Raw genomic sequence first — 14,938 nt, 5'->3', positions numbered from 1 at the left:
GTAATGGGTAATTGGTAAAAATAAACTCTTACCTTTTACCTTCTTACTGTCACCTGTCACCTGTCACCTGTCACCTATTCCGAGGTTTTTAGAATGAGTTTAAGTTGGATTACTCCCGCAGAAAGAATACAGAAATTACCGCCTTATGTTTTTGCTAGATTGGATGAACTCAAAGCAAAAGCAAGAGAACAAGGTTTAGATTTGATTGATTTGGGAATGGGAAACCCCGATGGTGCAACACCTCAACCGGTGATAGAAGCAGCGATGCAAGCTTTACAAAATCCTGCTAATCATGGTTATCCACCCTTTGAAGGTACTGCTAATTTCCGCAAGGCAATTACTAAATGGTACAATCGCCGTTACAATGTGGTTTTAGATCCTGATAGTGAAGCTTTACCTTTGTTGGGTTCTAAGGAAGGTTTAGGACATTTGGCGATCGCCTATATCAATCCTGGTGATATTGTCTTAGTACCATCCCCATCTTACCCCGTCCATTTTCGTGGTCCAATTATCGCTGGTGGTGTCATTCACAATATCACTTTAAAGGAAGAAAATGACTGGTTAATTGATTTAAGTTCTATCCCTGAAGAAGTAGCACAAAAAGCCAAAATTCTTTATTTCAATTATCCCAGTAATCCCACCGCAGCCACCGCACCCCGTGAATTTTTTGAAGAAATTGTTGCTTTTGCTAAAAAGTATGAAATTCTGTTAGTGCATGATTTATGTTATGCAGAATTAGCTTTTGATGGTTATCAACCTACAAGTTTATTAGAAATTCCTGGTGCAAAAGATATTGGTGTGGAATTTCACACCTTATCAAAAACTTATAACATGGCAGGTTGGCGGGTTGGTTTTGTAGTCGGAAATCGTCACATTATTCAAGGTTTAAGAACCTTAAAAACTAACTTAGATTATGGCATTTTTTCCGCATTACAAACAGCAGCAGAAACCGCTTTAGAATTACCAGATTCTTATTTACAAGAAGTGCAAACTCGTTACCGCACCCGTCGAGATTTCTTGATAGATGGTTTAGGAAAATTAGGTTGGAATATTCCTAAAAGTAAAGCTACCATGTATTTGTGGGTAAGGTGTACTGTCGGTATGGGTTCTACAGATTTTGCTTTAGATGTACTGCAAAAAACAGGGGTAGTTGTGACTCCTGGAAATGCTTTTGGTCCAGGTGGTGAAGGATATGTGAGAATTAGTTTAATTGCAGATTGCGATCGCTTGGGTGAAGCTTTACAAAGATTCAAAGAAGCAGGAATTTGTTATCAACAGGAAGCGGTTGTTTCTGTGTAATTAAAGTTGGTTTTTTAAGATCCCCGACTTCTTTTTTCAATTATGTTCATACATAACAAGTATTGATTAGAAGTCGGGTATCTAGGATTTTCAGGATAGAAAACGCAGATGAACGCAGATGAACGCAGATAATTTTTGTCAGAATCAGGATATCCAGGATTTAAGGATTTACAGGATGGGGAGTTATTTGTTATTGTTCAGATTTTAATTGTCAGAATCAGGATTTATGATGATTGATTATCAATGAATATAATGTCATTCAGTGAATCTTAATAAATGAATATCATTAAACATCAAATTTTCAGAATATCAATAACCAATTTATCAAATAATTTAGGAAAATAGACATTACAAAAATCCTGTACATCCTCAAATCCTGGATATCCTGATTCTGACAAATACAGTAATAGAAAATAAGACGAAAATGCAACTGTTTACTCAATACTTGTCGGTTAAGCTCAAAACCATGAGATTGGGTAGGTTGGGTTGTTTGCGTCAGCGTTGCGATAGCTTGCGTGGCGACGCAGGAGCCATAGCAATGGAACGTTCACGTAGTGTGCCGAAGGCATAACCCAACATTTACAGGTGTTTGCTGGGTTTCACTTTGTTCAACCCAACCTACAAAAATCCTTAACCGAACAGTATTGACTGTTTACTAAGTCTTAGAAATCAAAACCACACGAAAACCGACAGTGTAGCTATAGTTGTCAACGGCGAGGTTGAAGCGAGAATCAGAAGAGCAAAATGTAGCATTGTATTCCCACGAACCACCGCGCAGTTGCTTAATTTTGTTGTTTTTAATAATCCAAGCACTACCATCTATAGGCGCATTCTTATAGTTATCATGATAACTATCCAAACACCACTCCCATACATTACCGTGCATATCATACAAACCAAAAGCATTAGGGGGAAAAGTACCTACATTTGTGGTTTGTTGACGATAAAAACCTTTAGGAGCAGAAGCATAAGGATAATTACCATCATAATTTACCAAATCTGGGGTAATACTTTCACCAAAATAAAAAGGTGTAGTCGTGCCGGATCGACAAGCATACTCCCATTGTGCTTCACTGGGTAAAGTGTATTTTTTTCCTGTTTTTTCGCTTAACTTTTCACAGAAAGTAACTGCATCATCCCAACTGACTCTTTCCACAGGACGGTTTTCACCTTTGAAGTAAGAAGGGTTACTTCCCATAATCGCTTGATATTGTTTTTGTGTCACTTCATATTTACCGATGAAAAAACCAGAAACAGTCACTTGATGTTGGGGACTTTCATCGGAGTCTCGTTGCGCTTCAGTTTCCGGTGAACCCATCATAAATGTTCCTCCTGGTATTTCCACCATTTCCAAAGTGACACCATTTCCCAAGTCTTCTGTAAAATATTTTGCAGACGATTTAAGTTTATTGATGATTTTTCCCGATGCGTCGGTGGTGACAACTTCAAAATTAAAAGTATTGAGAGAATTTGAATTTGATTCTTTACCTGGAGTTACAGCAAATAACTTTGATGATATAAACCCTAAAGTCGTGATACTACCAATAGCTAAACCTGTAGTTTTGAGAAAATCACGACGGGTTGAAAGTGTCTCTGGAACTTCTAAATCTTTAATAACTTCATCCGCAGATTGATAACGTTCATTAACATCAAATTTCAACAACTTATCTAAAACTGTACCCAGTTCCTTACTGACAGAATTAGATGAATATTTCCGCCAATCCACCACCCATGCAAAACCATTTTTCGCCCAAAGTTCAAAAGGTGAATTTCCTGTTAATAGATGAAAACAAGTTACACCTAAAGCAAATAAATCACTTGCTGGATAAGCTTTACCACCCTTAATTTGTTCATAAGGACTATAACCATAAGAACCGATAGTTGTCCCCATTTGAGTGTGAACTGTAGATGTTAATTCTTTAGATGCGCCAAAATCAATTAACACCAATTTACCTCACTTTCTCGGCGCATGATATTCTGAGGTTTAATATCTCGATGAATTACATCACGCTCATGAATAAATTTTAAAACTGGTAATAAATCTAGTAATAATTCTTTAATTTGAGTTTCGTTATATGTTCCTTTTTGGGTTAATTCATTGAATAAATTTTCACCTTTAATAAACTGCTGCACTAAATACAGAAAACCGTTATCTTCAAAATAAGCAAACAGCGCAGGTATTTGGGGATGTTCACCTAAATCTTGTAATAGTTTAGCTTCTGCGTTAAATAATTCAACCGCTTTTTTTAATGCGTAACTTCCTGATTGTTTGGGTGCAAATTGCTTGATAACACAAGTTTCATTCAGTTTCTGAGTATCTTCCGCTAAATAATTTCTACCAAAACCACCTTCAGTAGATAGCACCCGCAAAACCCGAAAGCGATTGATTAATAATGGTATTAAGGGAGTTCTGCAAGTTTGACAGAATTTGTTATCATCAGGGTTGATAGGTTGGGTACACTCTGGATTTAAGCAGCAGATCATAAACTGTGGCAAAAGACTGTATAACTTTTATAATATAACTTGATTGGTTATACTGTGTCCTATCTTTATATAGGAATCCTCTTTAGTATTTGAGAAATAAATGATCACCCCCACAACCACACCCCCACACTTAATAATTGCCGGCTTTCACGCCCTATCAGAACCCATTAGAATTAAAGTAATAGAATTACTCCGTCACCGTGAACTCTGTGTCTGTGATCTATGCGATATTTTAGATATCAGTCAATCAAAACTATCCTTTCACCTGAAAAATCTCAAAGAAGCAAATCTCGTTAATTCCCGTCAAGAAGGACGTTGGATTTATTATAGTCTCAACTTACCTCAATTTCAGGTTTTAGAACAGTATTTAGCCGATATTCACCGTAATTCTGTACTTTCTCCCCGTCGTTCTTGTTGTGAGTAAGCAACACTAGCAAAACCTCTTCCCAGTTTTCAGTACCCAATCCATCAATTTTTTTTGATTAATTTTTATGTATTATGCTATCCTCGTACTTGACATATCAAATTTTTTTGAAATGATGAATACAAAGATATATTATCAAGCAGACAGGTAAAGTCAGTGAAAACAACGGCACAAAGATTAGTCCTAGCGGTGGGAATGTTAGCATTAGCCAGCAGTTGTACCAGTACACCTGACACTTCCAGCAATATTCAGCAGTCACCACAAACTGCAACAGCCGCTACTTCCGGGACTGTATCAATCATTAAAATTGACGGTTCAAGTACAGTATATCCCATTACCCAGGCGATCGCCAAAGAATTTACAGCCAACACCAAAAACAACACCCAAGTACAAGTAAACATTTCCGGTACTGGGGGAGGGTTTGAAAAATTCTGTGATGGTAAAACAGATATAAATAATGCCTCTCGACCAATTTCTCAAGCGGAGATGGCAATGTGTAATAAGAATGGTATCAAATACATAGAATTACCCATTGCTTTCGATGCCTTAACCATTGCCGTACATCCGCAAAATGACTGGGCAAAAGATATTACCGTAGCAGAATTAAAAAAAATGTGGGAAGCTGCGGCCGAAGGAAAAATTACCAAATGGAATCAAATACGTAGTTCTTGGCCAGATCGTCCTCTGAATTTATACGGTGCGGGTAAAAAATCTGGTACATTTGACTACTTTACAGAAGCAATTCTGGGTAAAGAAACAACCAGCCGCAACGACTACACAGCCAGCGAAGACGACGATGTTTTAGTAGAAGGCATCAACAAAGATCCCAACGCCTTGGGTTATTTTGGTTACGCTTACTATGAAAAAAACCAAGATAAATTAAAAGTGGTAGCTGTTAATAACGGTAAAGGGGCAATTTTACCATCACAAGAAACAGTAGAAAAATCTAAATATCAACCACTGTCTAGACCTTTATTTATATATGTAAATATTTGGTCTAATCAAAACCAGGGAGATATTTATAAATTTGTAGATTTCTATTTACAAAAAGCACCAACAATAGTTAATTCTGTAGGTTCTGTACCTTTATCAGAGGAAGCCTACAAAATTGATTATGTGCATTTACATAACGGTAAAGCCGGAACAGTATTTGCTGGTAAATCAGAATTTGATTTAACCATCGGGGAATTATTACGTAAACAAAAGGAATTTTAAAATGACAATTCGTGTAGGAATTAATGGCTTTGGCCGCATGGGACGTTTAGCAGTTCGCGCTGCTTGGAGTTGGCCAGAAATAGAATTTGTACATATAAATGAACTTAAAGGTGGTGCAGTAACAGCAGCGCATTTACTCAAATTTGATTCTGTACATGGAAAGTGGGAAAAAGAAGTTGAAGCTGTAGAAAACAGAGTATTTATTGATAATAAACCCTTAACTTTTAGTGAATATTCCCAACCTGGTGAAGTTCCTTGGGAAGAATTTGGAGTTGATATTGTTTTAGAATGTTCAGGAAAGTTTAGAAGTCCAGAAACTCTTAACCCTTATTTCAAAAGAGGTGTGCAAAAAGTAATTGTTGCAGCACCTGTAAAAGCAGGGGCGTTAAATATTGTTATGGGGGTAAATGATCACCTTTATGAAGCTGAAAAACATCATCTTTTAACCGCCGCCTCTTGTACTACCAACTGTTTAGCACCTGTCGTCAAAGTAATTCATGAAGGCTTAGGAATTAAGCACGGAATTATTACCACAATTCACGATAATACTAACACTCAAACTATTGTTGATGCACCTCATAAAGATTTGCGTCGGGCTAGGGCAACAAGTCTTTCATTAATTCCTACATCTACTGGTTCAGCTACAGCCATCGGTTTAATTTATCCAGAATTAAATGGTAAATTGAATGGTTTAGCTGTGCGTGTTCCTTTGTTGAATGCTTCCTTAACAGATTGTGTTTTTGAAGTTGTGAGACCCACAACAATAGCAGAAATTAATGGTTTATTGAAAGCAGCTTCCGAACAAGAACCATTAAAGGGAATTTTGGGTTATGAAGAACGTCCTTTAGTGTCAATTGACTATAAAGATGATCCTCGTTCTTCCATTATTGATGCCCTTTCTACGATGGTTGTTGATGAAACTCAGGTGAAAATTTTAGCTTGGTATGATAATGAATGGGGTTATGCTAACCGGATGGCGGAATTAGCTAAAAAAGTGGCTTTAAGTTTGCAGAAATAATGGTTTTTAAAGGGTGGGTTTCCTACCCTAAATATTTTTTCTCACGCAGAGACGCAGAGAGATAAAGAAAATTAGAGATTTTAATCATGGCTTCTACTACTGGTTCGGGTGCAAATTTAAGAAATTATGCTTTAGTTACCCTGGCTTATTGGGGTTTTACTGTTACTGATGGTGCTTTGCGGATGTTGGTTTTATTGTATTTCAATAAAATCGGTTATACACCTTTACAAATTGCGTTTTTATTTCTGTTTTATGAGGTTTTTGGAATTGTTACTAATTTTTTGGGCGGTTGGATAGGTTCGCAATTTGGATTGAAAGTTACTCTTTATAGTGGTATCGGTTTACAGGTTTTTTCTTTGGTAATGTTGTCTTTTTTAAATCCTGAGTGGGTGCAGTGGTTTGCAGTTTTTTATGTAATGGTAGCCCAGGCATTTTCAGGCATTGCTAAAGATTTAACTAAGATGAGTTCTAAAAGTGCTATTCGTTTGGTTGTTCCTCAAGATGCCCAGTCTTCTTTGTTTAAATGGGTGGCTGTTTTAACGGGTTCTAAAAATGCTTTAAAAGGCGTTGGTTTTTTTGTTGGTAGTGCTTTGTTATCTGTATTTGGTTTTGTCAATGCTTTGTTAATTATGGCAGGTGGACTATTTTTAATTATGTTCACTGGTTTATTATTACCCCAGGGTATGGGCAAAATTAAGAAGAAGGTTAAATTTAGTCAACTGTTTTCTAAAAGTCAGGAAATTAATATTTTATCTGCGGCTAGGTTCTTTCTATTTGGTTCGCGGGATGTGTGGTTTGTAGTGGGTTTACCTGTATTTTTACGTGAAGTTTTAGGTTGGTCTTTTTATCAAGTGGGTGGGTTTTTAGCTTGTTGGGTAATTGGCTATGGAATTGTGCAATTTTTAGCACCTAATTTATTACAAAAATTCGGTTCTGGTCGTCCACCGGAATCTCAAACTATCCAGTTTTGGACATTTACTTTAACTGCTGTTCCTTGTGCGATCGCTCTTGCTCTCCAAATCAATTTACCTGCTAATATAGTTATTATTAGTGGACTACTTTTATTTGGTGTGGTATTTGCCTTTAATTCCGCAGTTCATTCTTACCTGGTTTTGGCATTTACTGATGATGATAAAGTAGCCTTAAACGTTGGTTTCTATTATATGGCTAACTCCGGTGGTCGTCTTGCAGGTACAGTATTATCCGGTTTAGTTTATCAATTATTTGGTTTAGTTGGTTGTCTGTGGACATCAATGGTTTTTGTCTTAGCAGCAGCTTTAGTTTCTCTCAAGTTACCTAACCCCCAACCTAGTAAAAATATTGCTTGGAAAGGTGGAGATGGGGAATAGAAATTAGGTGACAGGTCAACACTTTTCGGTTAAGCCAAAAAAATAAAATTCTGTAGGTTGGGTTGAGGAACGAAACCCAACATTTATAGACATTTGTTGGGTTTCACTTTGTTCAACCCAACCTACAAAAATCTTTAACCGAACAGTATTGGGTGACAGGTGACAGATTATAATTTCCTTGAGTGTGTAATGTTGCTGTGAATTTATTAGAGTTTTGGAGGACTATATGAATCTACATCACGGAGACAATATAACTCCAATCAAGGCTAAAAGCAATCTCAGCTTTTTTGAAAAATACCTCACTGTTTGGGTGTTTATTTGTATCTTAGTAGGAATTGCTTTAGGTCGGATATTTCCAGGTATTGCTGTCACACTTGACGCTATTAGTGTTTATCAAGTTTCCATTCCTATTGCTATCTGTCTATTTTTCATGATGTACCCCATCATGGTAAAAATAGATTTTACCCAAGCTGTAAATGCCCTGCGTGCGCCAAAACCTGTAATTCTGACTTTAGTCATGAATTGGTTAATTAAACCATTCACAATGGTAGTATTTTCTCAGTTCTTTTTAGGTTGGTTATTTAAACCATTAATTACAGGTACAGAAATAATTAGAGGTAGTGAAATTAGTTTAGCTAATTCCTACATAGCTGGTACGATTTTATTAGGAATTGCGCCTTGTACCGCAATGGTTTTAATGTGGGGATATCTTGCCTATGGAAATCAAGGTCATACATTAGTAATGGTAGCAGTTAATTCTTTAACGATGCTATTTTTATATGCACCCTTGGGGCGATGGTTACTAGCAGCAAATGATTTAACAGTACCTTGGCAAACTATTGTTTTATCGGTGTTAATTTATGTCGGGTTGCCTTTAGCAGCGGGAATGTATAGCCGTTATTGGATTTTTAAATATAAAGGTAGACAATGGTTTGAAAGACAATTTTTAAAATATCTTTCTCCTGTGGCAATTTCAGCTTTGTTAATTACTTTAGTTTTGCTATTTGCTTTCAAAGGAGAATTAATTGTTAAAAATCCTTTGCATATTTTATTAATAGCTGTTCCTTTGTTTATCCAAACTAATTTCATTTTTTTAATTAGTTATGTAGCCGCATTAAAATTAAATATATCCTATGAAGATGCAGCCCCAGCAGCTTTAATTGGTGCTAGTAATCATTTTGAAGTTGCCATAGCTACTGCTGTAATGTTATTTGGTTTAAATTCTGGTGCAGCATTAGCAACAGTGGTAGGGGTTTTAATTGAAGTTCCAGTTATGTTGATGTTGGTAGAATTTTGTAAACGCACAGCAGCATGGTTTCCCAGAGAACCGGAAAAAGCGACATTACCAGATCCGCGTTGTATTAATGTTTTTAGTGCTAATAATTAGTTGATCAAGATTTAGGAGAAAACAGGAGCATACCAATGAAAGAAAAAATAAACTTAGCCACTCCAAAAACTCTCTAAAACTCTCTTCACTTTGTGTCCTTTGCGTTCTTTGCGGTTCGTTATATAATTTTGTGCATCTTCATACAGAATTGGTATTAGATGTTATCAAACATATCAGGTTTGATTTTTCCAGTCTGTGTCTTCTGTGTTGGTTGTTTATCAATTAAAAAACCATGAAAAAAGTAATGTTTGTATGTAATAAAAATTCCCGTCGTTCTCAAATGGCGGAAGGTTTTGCTAAAACTTTGGGACAGGGAAAAATAGAAGTTTATAGTTCTGGTTTAGCAGCCAGTGAAGTAGATCCGATTACTGTACAAGTTATGTTAGAAGTGGGTATTGATATTAGTGATCAAACTTCTAAACCTTTCACAAACTTTAACCCAGAAGATTTTGATGCTGTGATTTCTTTATGTGGTTGTGGGGTAAATTTACCCCAGGAATGGTTATTAAGAGAAGTGTTTGCAGATTGGCAATTAGATGATCCTCAAGGTGAGAATATTGACACATTTCGGCGTATCAGAGATGAGGTAAAGGAAAGAGTTATTAAATTAATTGCCGATTTATCCTAGCATTCAGCTATCAGCAGTCAGCAATCAGCTAAAATTCCTCATCAATCCCAAATAATAGCTGATTACTGATGACTGATTACTTACTAATTTTGCATCCCTTCAGCAATTTTTTGCACAGTTTCAACTGTTAAATTCAAAGCTTGGGCGATTTGTTCCACTGTCAAATTTAAAGCTAATAATCTAGGAACAGCTTCTAATTTTGCTTCCAAGCTTCCTTCTTCTCTTCCTTCTTCACGTCCTTCTTGATAAACCTTTGTTTGTTTCAAATCACTTAGACTAAACATAGCTTCCATCTCCTTTCTACTCATTCTAGGAAACTTGTAAACCAAGATAGTTTCTACTAATTCTAATAACTTTTGTTGTTTGTCGTTATTGATTTCTTGCTTGGTTCTGTTGATTAACTCTTTAGCTGTGGTAATTGTTTTGTTTTCATCTTCGATGATTAATTTTATCGTAGCAATACCAATGGGTAAAGATGCACTTTCACCCAGTTCATCTAGATAAATTCGGCTGACACGCTGACTGGTGAAAAATTCACTGTAATGTTGAGTATCTGCTGTATCTAAATTGCGACTGGGATAAATAACAACCCCCCTCCAAGGATTTTGAGGTTGATATTGACGTAGGTATAAAAAAACTTCCGAGAATAAACGGTAATAAATTCGCGCATCGTCTTGAAACTGCACTTCCACGAAATAAATCGGGTTTTGTACATCTTGTTTTGGTAGAAAAACCCCATCTATGCGAAAAGCGGTTTGTTTAATTTCCACAGATGAGAATTTATAGGCCGCTGCGGTTTGTGTTTTCTGACCAATTAATTCAAAAAATATACTCGGAAACTCTTGAAAAAGTCGGTAAAATATGCTGTCAGTTTTCACTGTGGATAATTCAAAAATTTTACTTTTGCTAAGTAACTCAACCTGAAAAAACGTAATATCCATATCCCCAACTTCTTGAAGAAATCAGGGATATGTCCACTTTATACACTTCTATTTTACTTTTAATTATGTTGACCTACTTGTTGCTGATTTACCATCATTATTTATTCTCTCCCCAATCACCAATCACCAGTCACCAATCACCATTATCCCACTTTGACGGCAAATACGACTTAGAAATTACGGTTCACCCCAATTCCTGAACGTATTAATTCTCATACATTATTCAGAGTAACAGCAGTTCAATCCATGAACCAACTAAAAACAACCTTTAAAATAAACCGTCCCATCCAAGGTTCGGGAGGTTCGGGAAACCACCCTTCATGGACTGGCTACATAAGTTCAGTATATATATCAGCGTAATTTGGGGTTTTCACCCCAGACTAGCGCAACCATGCTGGACTGACTGCTTATTTTCAATCAGTTGGTTCAAAAGGTTCAAACATAAGGTTCAAATATAAGGTTCAAACATTTAGTCCTTTATAATCCCATTCATTTGTAGTTATACGGAAGCAGCACCCAAAATGGCAAAAGTAGTAGGAATTGACTTAGGTACAACTAACTCTTGCGTAGCAGTGATGGAAGGTGGTAAACCCACTGTAATTGCTAACGCTGAAGGTTTTAGAACCACGCCATCTGTTGTGGCGTTTGCGAAAAATGGTGATAATTTAGTCGGTCAAATCGCTAAACGTCAAGCGGTGATGAACCCCGAAAATACTTTTTATTCTGTAAAACGTTTCATCGGTCGCCGTTTTGACGAAGTTACCAACGAAGCTACAGAAGTTTCTTATAAAGTTCTCAGCAGCAGTGGTAACGTTAAACTAGATTCTCCCGGTGCTGGTAAGCAATTTGCACCAGAAGAAATTTCCGCTAAAGTTCTCCGCAAACTGGTAGAAGACGCTAGTAAATATCTGGGTGAAACCGTTACCCAAGCAGTGATCACCGTTCCTGCTTATTTCAACGACTCCCAACGTCAAGCAACCAAAGACGCTGGTAAAATCGCTGGTATTGAAGTATTACGGATTATCAACGAACCTACCGCCGCTTCTCTAGCTTACGGTTTTGATAAAAAGAGCAACGAAACCATCCTGGTATTTGACTTAGGTGGTGGTACATTCGACGTATCTGTATTAGAAGTTGGTGATGGTGTATTTGAAGTATTAGCAACCTCTGGTGATACCCACTTGGGTGGTGACGACTTCGATAAAAAAATAGTTGACTTCTTAGCAGAACAATTCAAAAAAGCAGAAGGTATTGACCTCCGCAAAGATAAACAAGCTTTACAACGTCTGACTGAAGCTGCGGAAAAAGCCAAAATTGAACTATCCAGCGTTACCCAAGCGGAAATTAACCTTCCCTTCATTACCGCTACCCAGGATGGTCCAAAACACCTGGATACTACTTTAACTCGTGCAACTTTTGAAGAACTTTGTTCCGATTTAATTGACCGTTGTCGCATTCCTGTAGAAAATGCTCTCAGAGATGCCAAGTTAAATAAGAGCAATATTGATGAAGTTGTTTTAGTTGGTGGTTCTACTCGTATTCCCGCAGTTCAGGAAGTAGTAAAACGGGTGTTGGGTAAAGACCCTAACCAAAGCGTTAACCCTGATGAAGTGGTAGCTGTGGGTGCTGCTATTCAAGCGGGTGTGCTTGCTGGTGACGTTACAGGTATCTTGTTGTTAGACGTAACTCCTCTATCCTTGGGTGTGGAAACCTTGGGTGGAGTGATGACCAAGATTATTCCTCGTAACACAACTATTCCTACCAAAAAATCTGAGGTATTCTCCACTGCGGTTGATGGTCAAACCAACGTAGAAATTCATGTTCTGCAAGGTGAACGGGAGTTTGCTAACGATAACAAGAGTTTGGGAACTTTCCGCTTAGATGGTATTCCTCCTGCTCCCCGTGGTGTACCTCAAATTGAAGTTACCTTTGACATTGATGCTAACGGTATCCTCAACGTTACTGCAAAAGATAAGGGAACTGGTAAGGAACAATCTATCAGCATTACTGGTGCTTCCACCTTGGATAAAAATGATGTGGAACGCATGGTACAGGAAGCTGAACGCAACGCATCTGCGGACAAAGAACGTCGTGAGAAAATTGAACGCAAGAACCAAGCTGACTCTTTAGCTTACCAAGCTGAGAAGCAATTGGAAGAATTAGGTGATAAAGTTCCAGAAGCTGATAAAACCAAGGTTCAAGCTTTGGTGAAAGATTTGCGGGAAGCAGTAGCTAAGGAAGATGATGAGCAAATCAAGAAACTCACACCAGAATTGCAACAAGCGTTGTTTGCAGTAGGTAGCAATATCTATCAACAAGCTGGTGGTGGTGCTGCTCCTGGTGCTGAAAGTCCCGGTGCTGGTGGTGGTTCTACTCCTCCTTCCGGTGGTGGTGATGATGTGATTGATGCTGATTTTACTGAGAGTAAGTAAGCGGTGATTGGTGATTGGTGATTGGTGATTGGTGATTGGTGATTGGTGATTGGTGATTGGTGATTGGTGATTGGTGATTGGTGATTGGGAAGAATACAAATAACTCCAATCTAAAATCTAAAATCTAAAATCTAAAATTTTTTCCCAGTCCCCAGTCCCCAGTCCCCAGTCCCCAATCTTCTGGTTCATAACCGGAGGATATTTTTTCTATTGCTTTATCAATTAAATCTAAACCTTGTTGCACGGTTTCTACTAAACTTAATTGTCCGCGCAGGTCTGCTGCACCCGTGAAACCTTTAGCATACCAGGTGAGATGTTTACGGGCTTGACGAACTCCGCGATCGCCTTTATACTCCCATAAAGCATAAAGATGTTCTCTGGCACATTGTAAACGTTCTATGGGTGTAGGCGCTGGTAATAATTCCCCAGTCTTTAAGAAATGGTCAACTTCACCGACTAAAAACGGATAACCCAAAGTTCCACGGGAACACATCACCCCATCTGCACCGGTTTCTTCTAAACATCTTACCGCCGCTTCAACTGAGAAAATATCCCCATTTCCAATTACAGGAATAGATAAGATTTCTTTTACCTTGGCTATCCATTCCCAACGAGCGTTACCATTGTAACCTTGAGCGCGGGTTCTACCATGCACGGTAATCATTTTTGCACCCGCATCTTCCATTCTTTTAGCAAAGTCAAGAATGGTAATTTCTTTATCATTCCAACCAATGCGGGTTTTCACGGTTACGGGAACATCAACAGCTTTCACAACTTCCCGCACAATAGCTTCAGCTACTTCCGGTTGTCTTAATAAGGAAGAACCACCACCATTTTTAGTGATTTTATTAACTGGACAACCCATATTAATATCAACAGTATCCGCACCTTCTGCTACTGCTTTAACTGCTGCTTCGGCTAAAAAATCAGGACGACAATCAAATAACTGAATACTAATAGGGCGTTCGTTGGGGTCTACCTCCATAATTTTTGGTAGTTGTTTGACATAATGCAACCCCGTGGCGTTTACCATTTCCGTATACATCATTGAATCTGGTGCATAACGCCGCACTAAACGCCGAAATACCAAATCTGTCACCCCGGATAATGGTGATTGTAGCACCCGGCTTTTGACTTCAAATGAGCCGATTTTTAAAGGTTGGGAAAGTCGAGCTTGAAGAGTAGGGGACAGTGAAAGCATAAGAATAATTCAATAAATTCAATCAATTAAATTAATATAATAGACATCTCCAGAAAAGAAATTATGGAACTTATTTATGGGGGCAGGTCGAAGCTTATGGGATATCTAGATGTCTGATTTTTCCGTTAAATTATCGCCCATAAGCTTCGCCCCTACAACTTATGACAAATTAATACATTCTATTTTGGAGATGTCTAATGACTAGAAACAAAGTACATACATAAAAGTTAAGTACCTTCAAAACGTCTTCGATCCTGCCTTTTGACTCTTGCCTATTACTCACATTCTAGCTGTAAAGCTGCTTCAACTCTTTGATATTCTGTCATTGCTTTGGATAATTTTGATGGGGCTTCTGCTAAGTTTTTATTACGACCAGAATCTTCTAAATCTTTACAAAATTCAGATAAAGTCTTAGCACCGACAATAGCACTACTATAGTAGTTTAACTTAAGAATGAGACAAAAAGAGTATAAGATTGAAGAGAGAAGGTATGGGAGTAGAAATCATGGCTTATAGTTTAGATTTAAGACAAAAAGTAATAGATTATATAGAAAATGGTG

General features: G+C 37.6%; 13 protein-coding genes and 1 pseudogene. 10 read left to right on the top strand and 4 right to left on the bottom strand.

Annotation, left to right across the window (positions count from 1 at the left end; all coding sequences use genetic code 11):
• Positions 1 to 93: 93 nt before the first annotated feature.
• Positions 94 to 1,299: an aspartate aminotransferase gene (locus H5968_RS14585; RefSeq protein ID WP_187040536.1), complete on the top strand. Its 1,206-nt coding sequence runs from the start codon at positions 94 to 96 to the stop codon at positions 1,297 to 1,299.
• A gap of 655 nt (positions 1,300 to 1,954) precedes the next feature.
• On the opposite strand, the pseudogene H5968_RS14580 reads toward H5968_RS14585, so the two are convergent.
• Positions 1,955 to 3,783, bottom strand: a pseudogene (locus tag H5968_RS14580) (SUMF1/EgtB/PvdO family nonheme iron enzyme).
• 100 nt (positions 3,784 to 3,883) lie between these two features.
• On the opposite strand from H5968_RS14580, the gene H5968_RS14575 reads away from it, so the two are divergent.
• From H5968_RS14575 to arsC, 6 genes are all read left to right on the top strand, one after another.
• Positions 3,884 to 4,207 carry a helix-turn-helix transcriptional regulator gene (locus H5968_RS14575; RefSeq protein ID WP_187040535.1) on the top strand — a complete coding sequence of 108 codons (324 nt, stop codon included), beginning with the start codon at positions 3,884 to 3,886 and terminating at the stop codon, positions 4,205 to 4,207.
• Positions 4,208 to 4,363: 156 nt separating this feature from the next.
• A complete protein-coding gene (locus H5968_RS14570; protein ID WP_187040534.1) occupies positions 4,364 to 5,422 on the top strand; it encodes a PstS family phosphate ABC transporter substrate-binding protein in 1,059 nt (352 codons plus the stop codon).
• Position 5,423: 1 nt separating this feature from the next.
• Positions 5,424 to 6,440 carry an ArsJ-associated glyceraldehyde-3-phosphate dehydrogenase gene (locus H5968_RS14565; protein ID WP_187040533.1) on the top strand — a complete coding sequence of 339 codons (1,017 nt, stop codon included), beginning with the start codon at positions 5,424 to 5,426 and terminating at the stop codon, positions 6,438 to 6,440.
• 86 nt (positions 6,441 to 6,526) lie between these two features.
• Complete coding sequence (arsJ, locus tag H5968_RS14560) at positions 6,527 to 7,789, top strand: organoarsenical effux MFS transporter ArsJ (RefSeq protein WP_137666017.1); 1,263 nt, start codon at positions 6,527 to 6,529, stop codon at positions 7,787 to 7,789.
• A 226-nt stretch (positions 7,790 to 8,015) separates the two neighbouring features.
• A complete protein-coding gene (arsB, locus tag H5968_RS14555; RefSeq protein WP_096571761.1) occupies positions 8,016 to 9,176 on the top strand; it encodes an ACR3 family arsenite efflux transporter in 1,161 nt (386 codons plus the stop codon).
• Positions 9,177 to 9,408: 232 nt separating this feature from the next.
• Positions 9,409 to 9,804: an arsenate reductase, glutathione/glutaredoxin type gene (gene arsC, locus H5968_RS14550; RefSeq protein WP_255427139.1), complete on the top strand. Its 396-nt coding sequence runs from the start codon at positions 9,409 to 9,411 to the stop codon at positions 9,802 to 9,804.
• Between the two features lie 83 nt (positions 9,805 to 9,887).
• Here the strand turns inward: arsC and H5968_RS14545 are convergent, their stop codons facing one another.
• The gene (locus tag H5968_RS14545; protein WP_187040562.1) at positions 9,888 to 10,682 is read right to left on the bottom strand and encodes an Rpn family recombination-promoting nuclease/putative transposase; all 795 of its coding nucleotides are present in this window, start codon (positions 10,680 to 10,682) and stop codon (positions 9,888 to 9,890) included.
• Between the two features lie 92 nt (positions 10,683 to 10,774).
• Here H5968_RS14545 and H5968_RS14540 point away from each other — a divergent pair, with 92 nt between their 5' ends.
• Both H5968_RS14540 and dnaK read left to right on the top strand, forming a co-directional pair.
• Positions 10,775 to 10,945 carry a hypothetical protein gene (locus H5968_RS14540; protein ID WP_187040532.1) on the top strand — a complete coding sequence of 57 codons (171 nt, stop codon included), beginning with the start codon at positions 10,775 to 10,777 and terminating at the stop codon, positions 10,943 to 10,945.
• Between the two features lie 321 nt (positions 10,946 to 11,266).
• Positions 11,267 to 13,177: a molecular chaperone DnaK gene (dnaK, locus tag H5968_RS14535; protein WP_187040531.1), complete on the top strand. Its 1,911-nt coding sequence runs from the start codon at positions 11,267 to 11,269 to the stop codon at positions 13,175 to 13,177.
• Here the strand turns inward: dnaK and H5968_RS25735 are convergent.
• Together H5968_RS25735 and dusB are read right to left on the bottom strand one after the other, a co-directional pair.
• Positions 13,161 to 13,286 (bottom strand): hypothetical protein, encoded by a 126-nt coding sequence (locus tag H5968_RS25735; protein WP_255427138.1) that lies wholly within the window; start codon positions 13,284 to 13,286, stop codon positions 13,161 to 13,163. The genes dnaK and H5968_RS25735 overlap by 17 nt on opposite strands.
• Before the next feature lie 15 nt (positions 13,287 to 13,301).
• Entirely contained in the window at positions 13,302 to 14,378 is a 1,077-nt protein-coding gene (dusB, locus tag H5968_RS14530; RefSeq protein WP_187040530.1) for a tRNA dihydrouridine synthase DusB, read from the bottom strand.
• 490 nt (positions 14,379 to 14,868) lie between these two features.
• On the opposite strand from dusB, the gene H5968_RS26145 reads away from it, so the two are divergent.
• Positions 14,869 to 14,938: IS630 transposase-related protein (locus H5968_RS26145; RefSeq protein WP_222620568.1), on the top strand; the 70-nt coding region annotated here is incomplete at its 3' end.

This window comes from Sphaerospermopsis sp. LEGE 00249, assembly GCF_014299995.1.
In the GTDB taxonomy this organism is placed as follows: domain Bacteria; phylum Cyanobacteriota; class Cyanobacteriia; order Cyanobacteriales; family Nostocaceae; genus Sphaerospermopsis; species Sphaerospermopsis kisseleviana.
This window is presented reverse-complemented; position numbering and strand designations above follow the sequence as displayed.

Bases quoted from the DNA above. Each gene is read 5' to 3' on its own strand.
- H5968_RS14585 (WP_187040536.1), top strand. From the start codon at position 94: ATGAGTTTAAGTTGGATTACTCCCGCAGAAAGAATACAGAAATTACCG.
- H5968_RS14575 (WP_187040535.1), top strand. From the start codon at position 3,884: ATGATCACCCCCACAACCACACCCCCACACTTAATAATTGCCGGCTTT.
- H5968_RS14565 (WP_187040533.1), top strand. From the start codon at position 5,424: ATGACAATTCGTGTAGGAATTAATGGCTTTGGCCGCATGGGACGTTTA.
- arsJ (WP_137666017.1), top strand. From the start codon at position 6,527: ATGGCTTCTACTACTGGTTCGGGTGCAAATTTAAGAAATTATGCTTTA.
- arsB (WP_096571761.1), top strand. From the start codon at position 8,016: ATGAATCTACATCACGGAGACAATATAACTCCAATCAAGGCTAAAAGC.
- arsC (WP_255427139.1), top strand. From the start codon at position 9,409: ATGAAAAAAGTAATGTTTGTATGTAATAAAAATTCCCGTCGTTCTCAA.
- H5968_RS14540 (WP_187040532.1), top strand. From the start codon at position 10,775: ATGTCCACTTTATACACTTCTATTTTACTTTTAATTATGTTGACCTAC.
- dnaK (WP_187040531.1), top strand. From the start codon at position 11,267: ATGGCAAAAGTAGTAGGAATTGACTTAGGTACAACTAACTCTTGCGTA.
- dusB (WP_187040530.1), bottom strand. From the start codon at position 14,378: ATGCTTTCACTGTCCCCTACTCTTCAAGCTCGACTTTCCCAACCTTTA.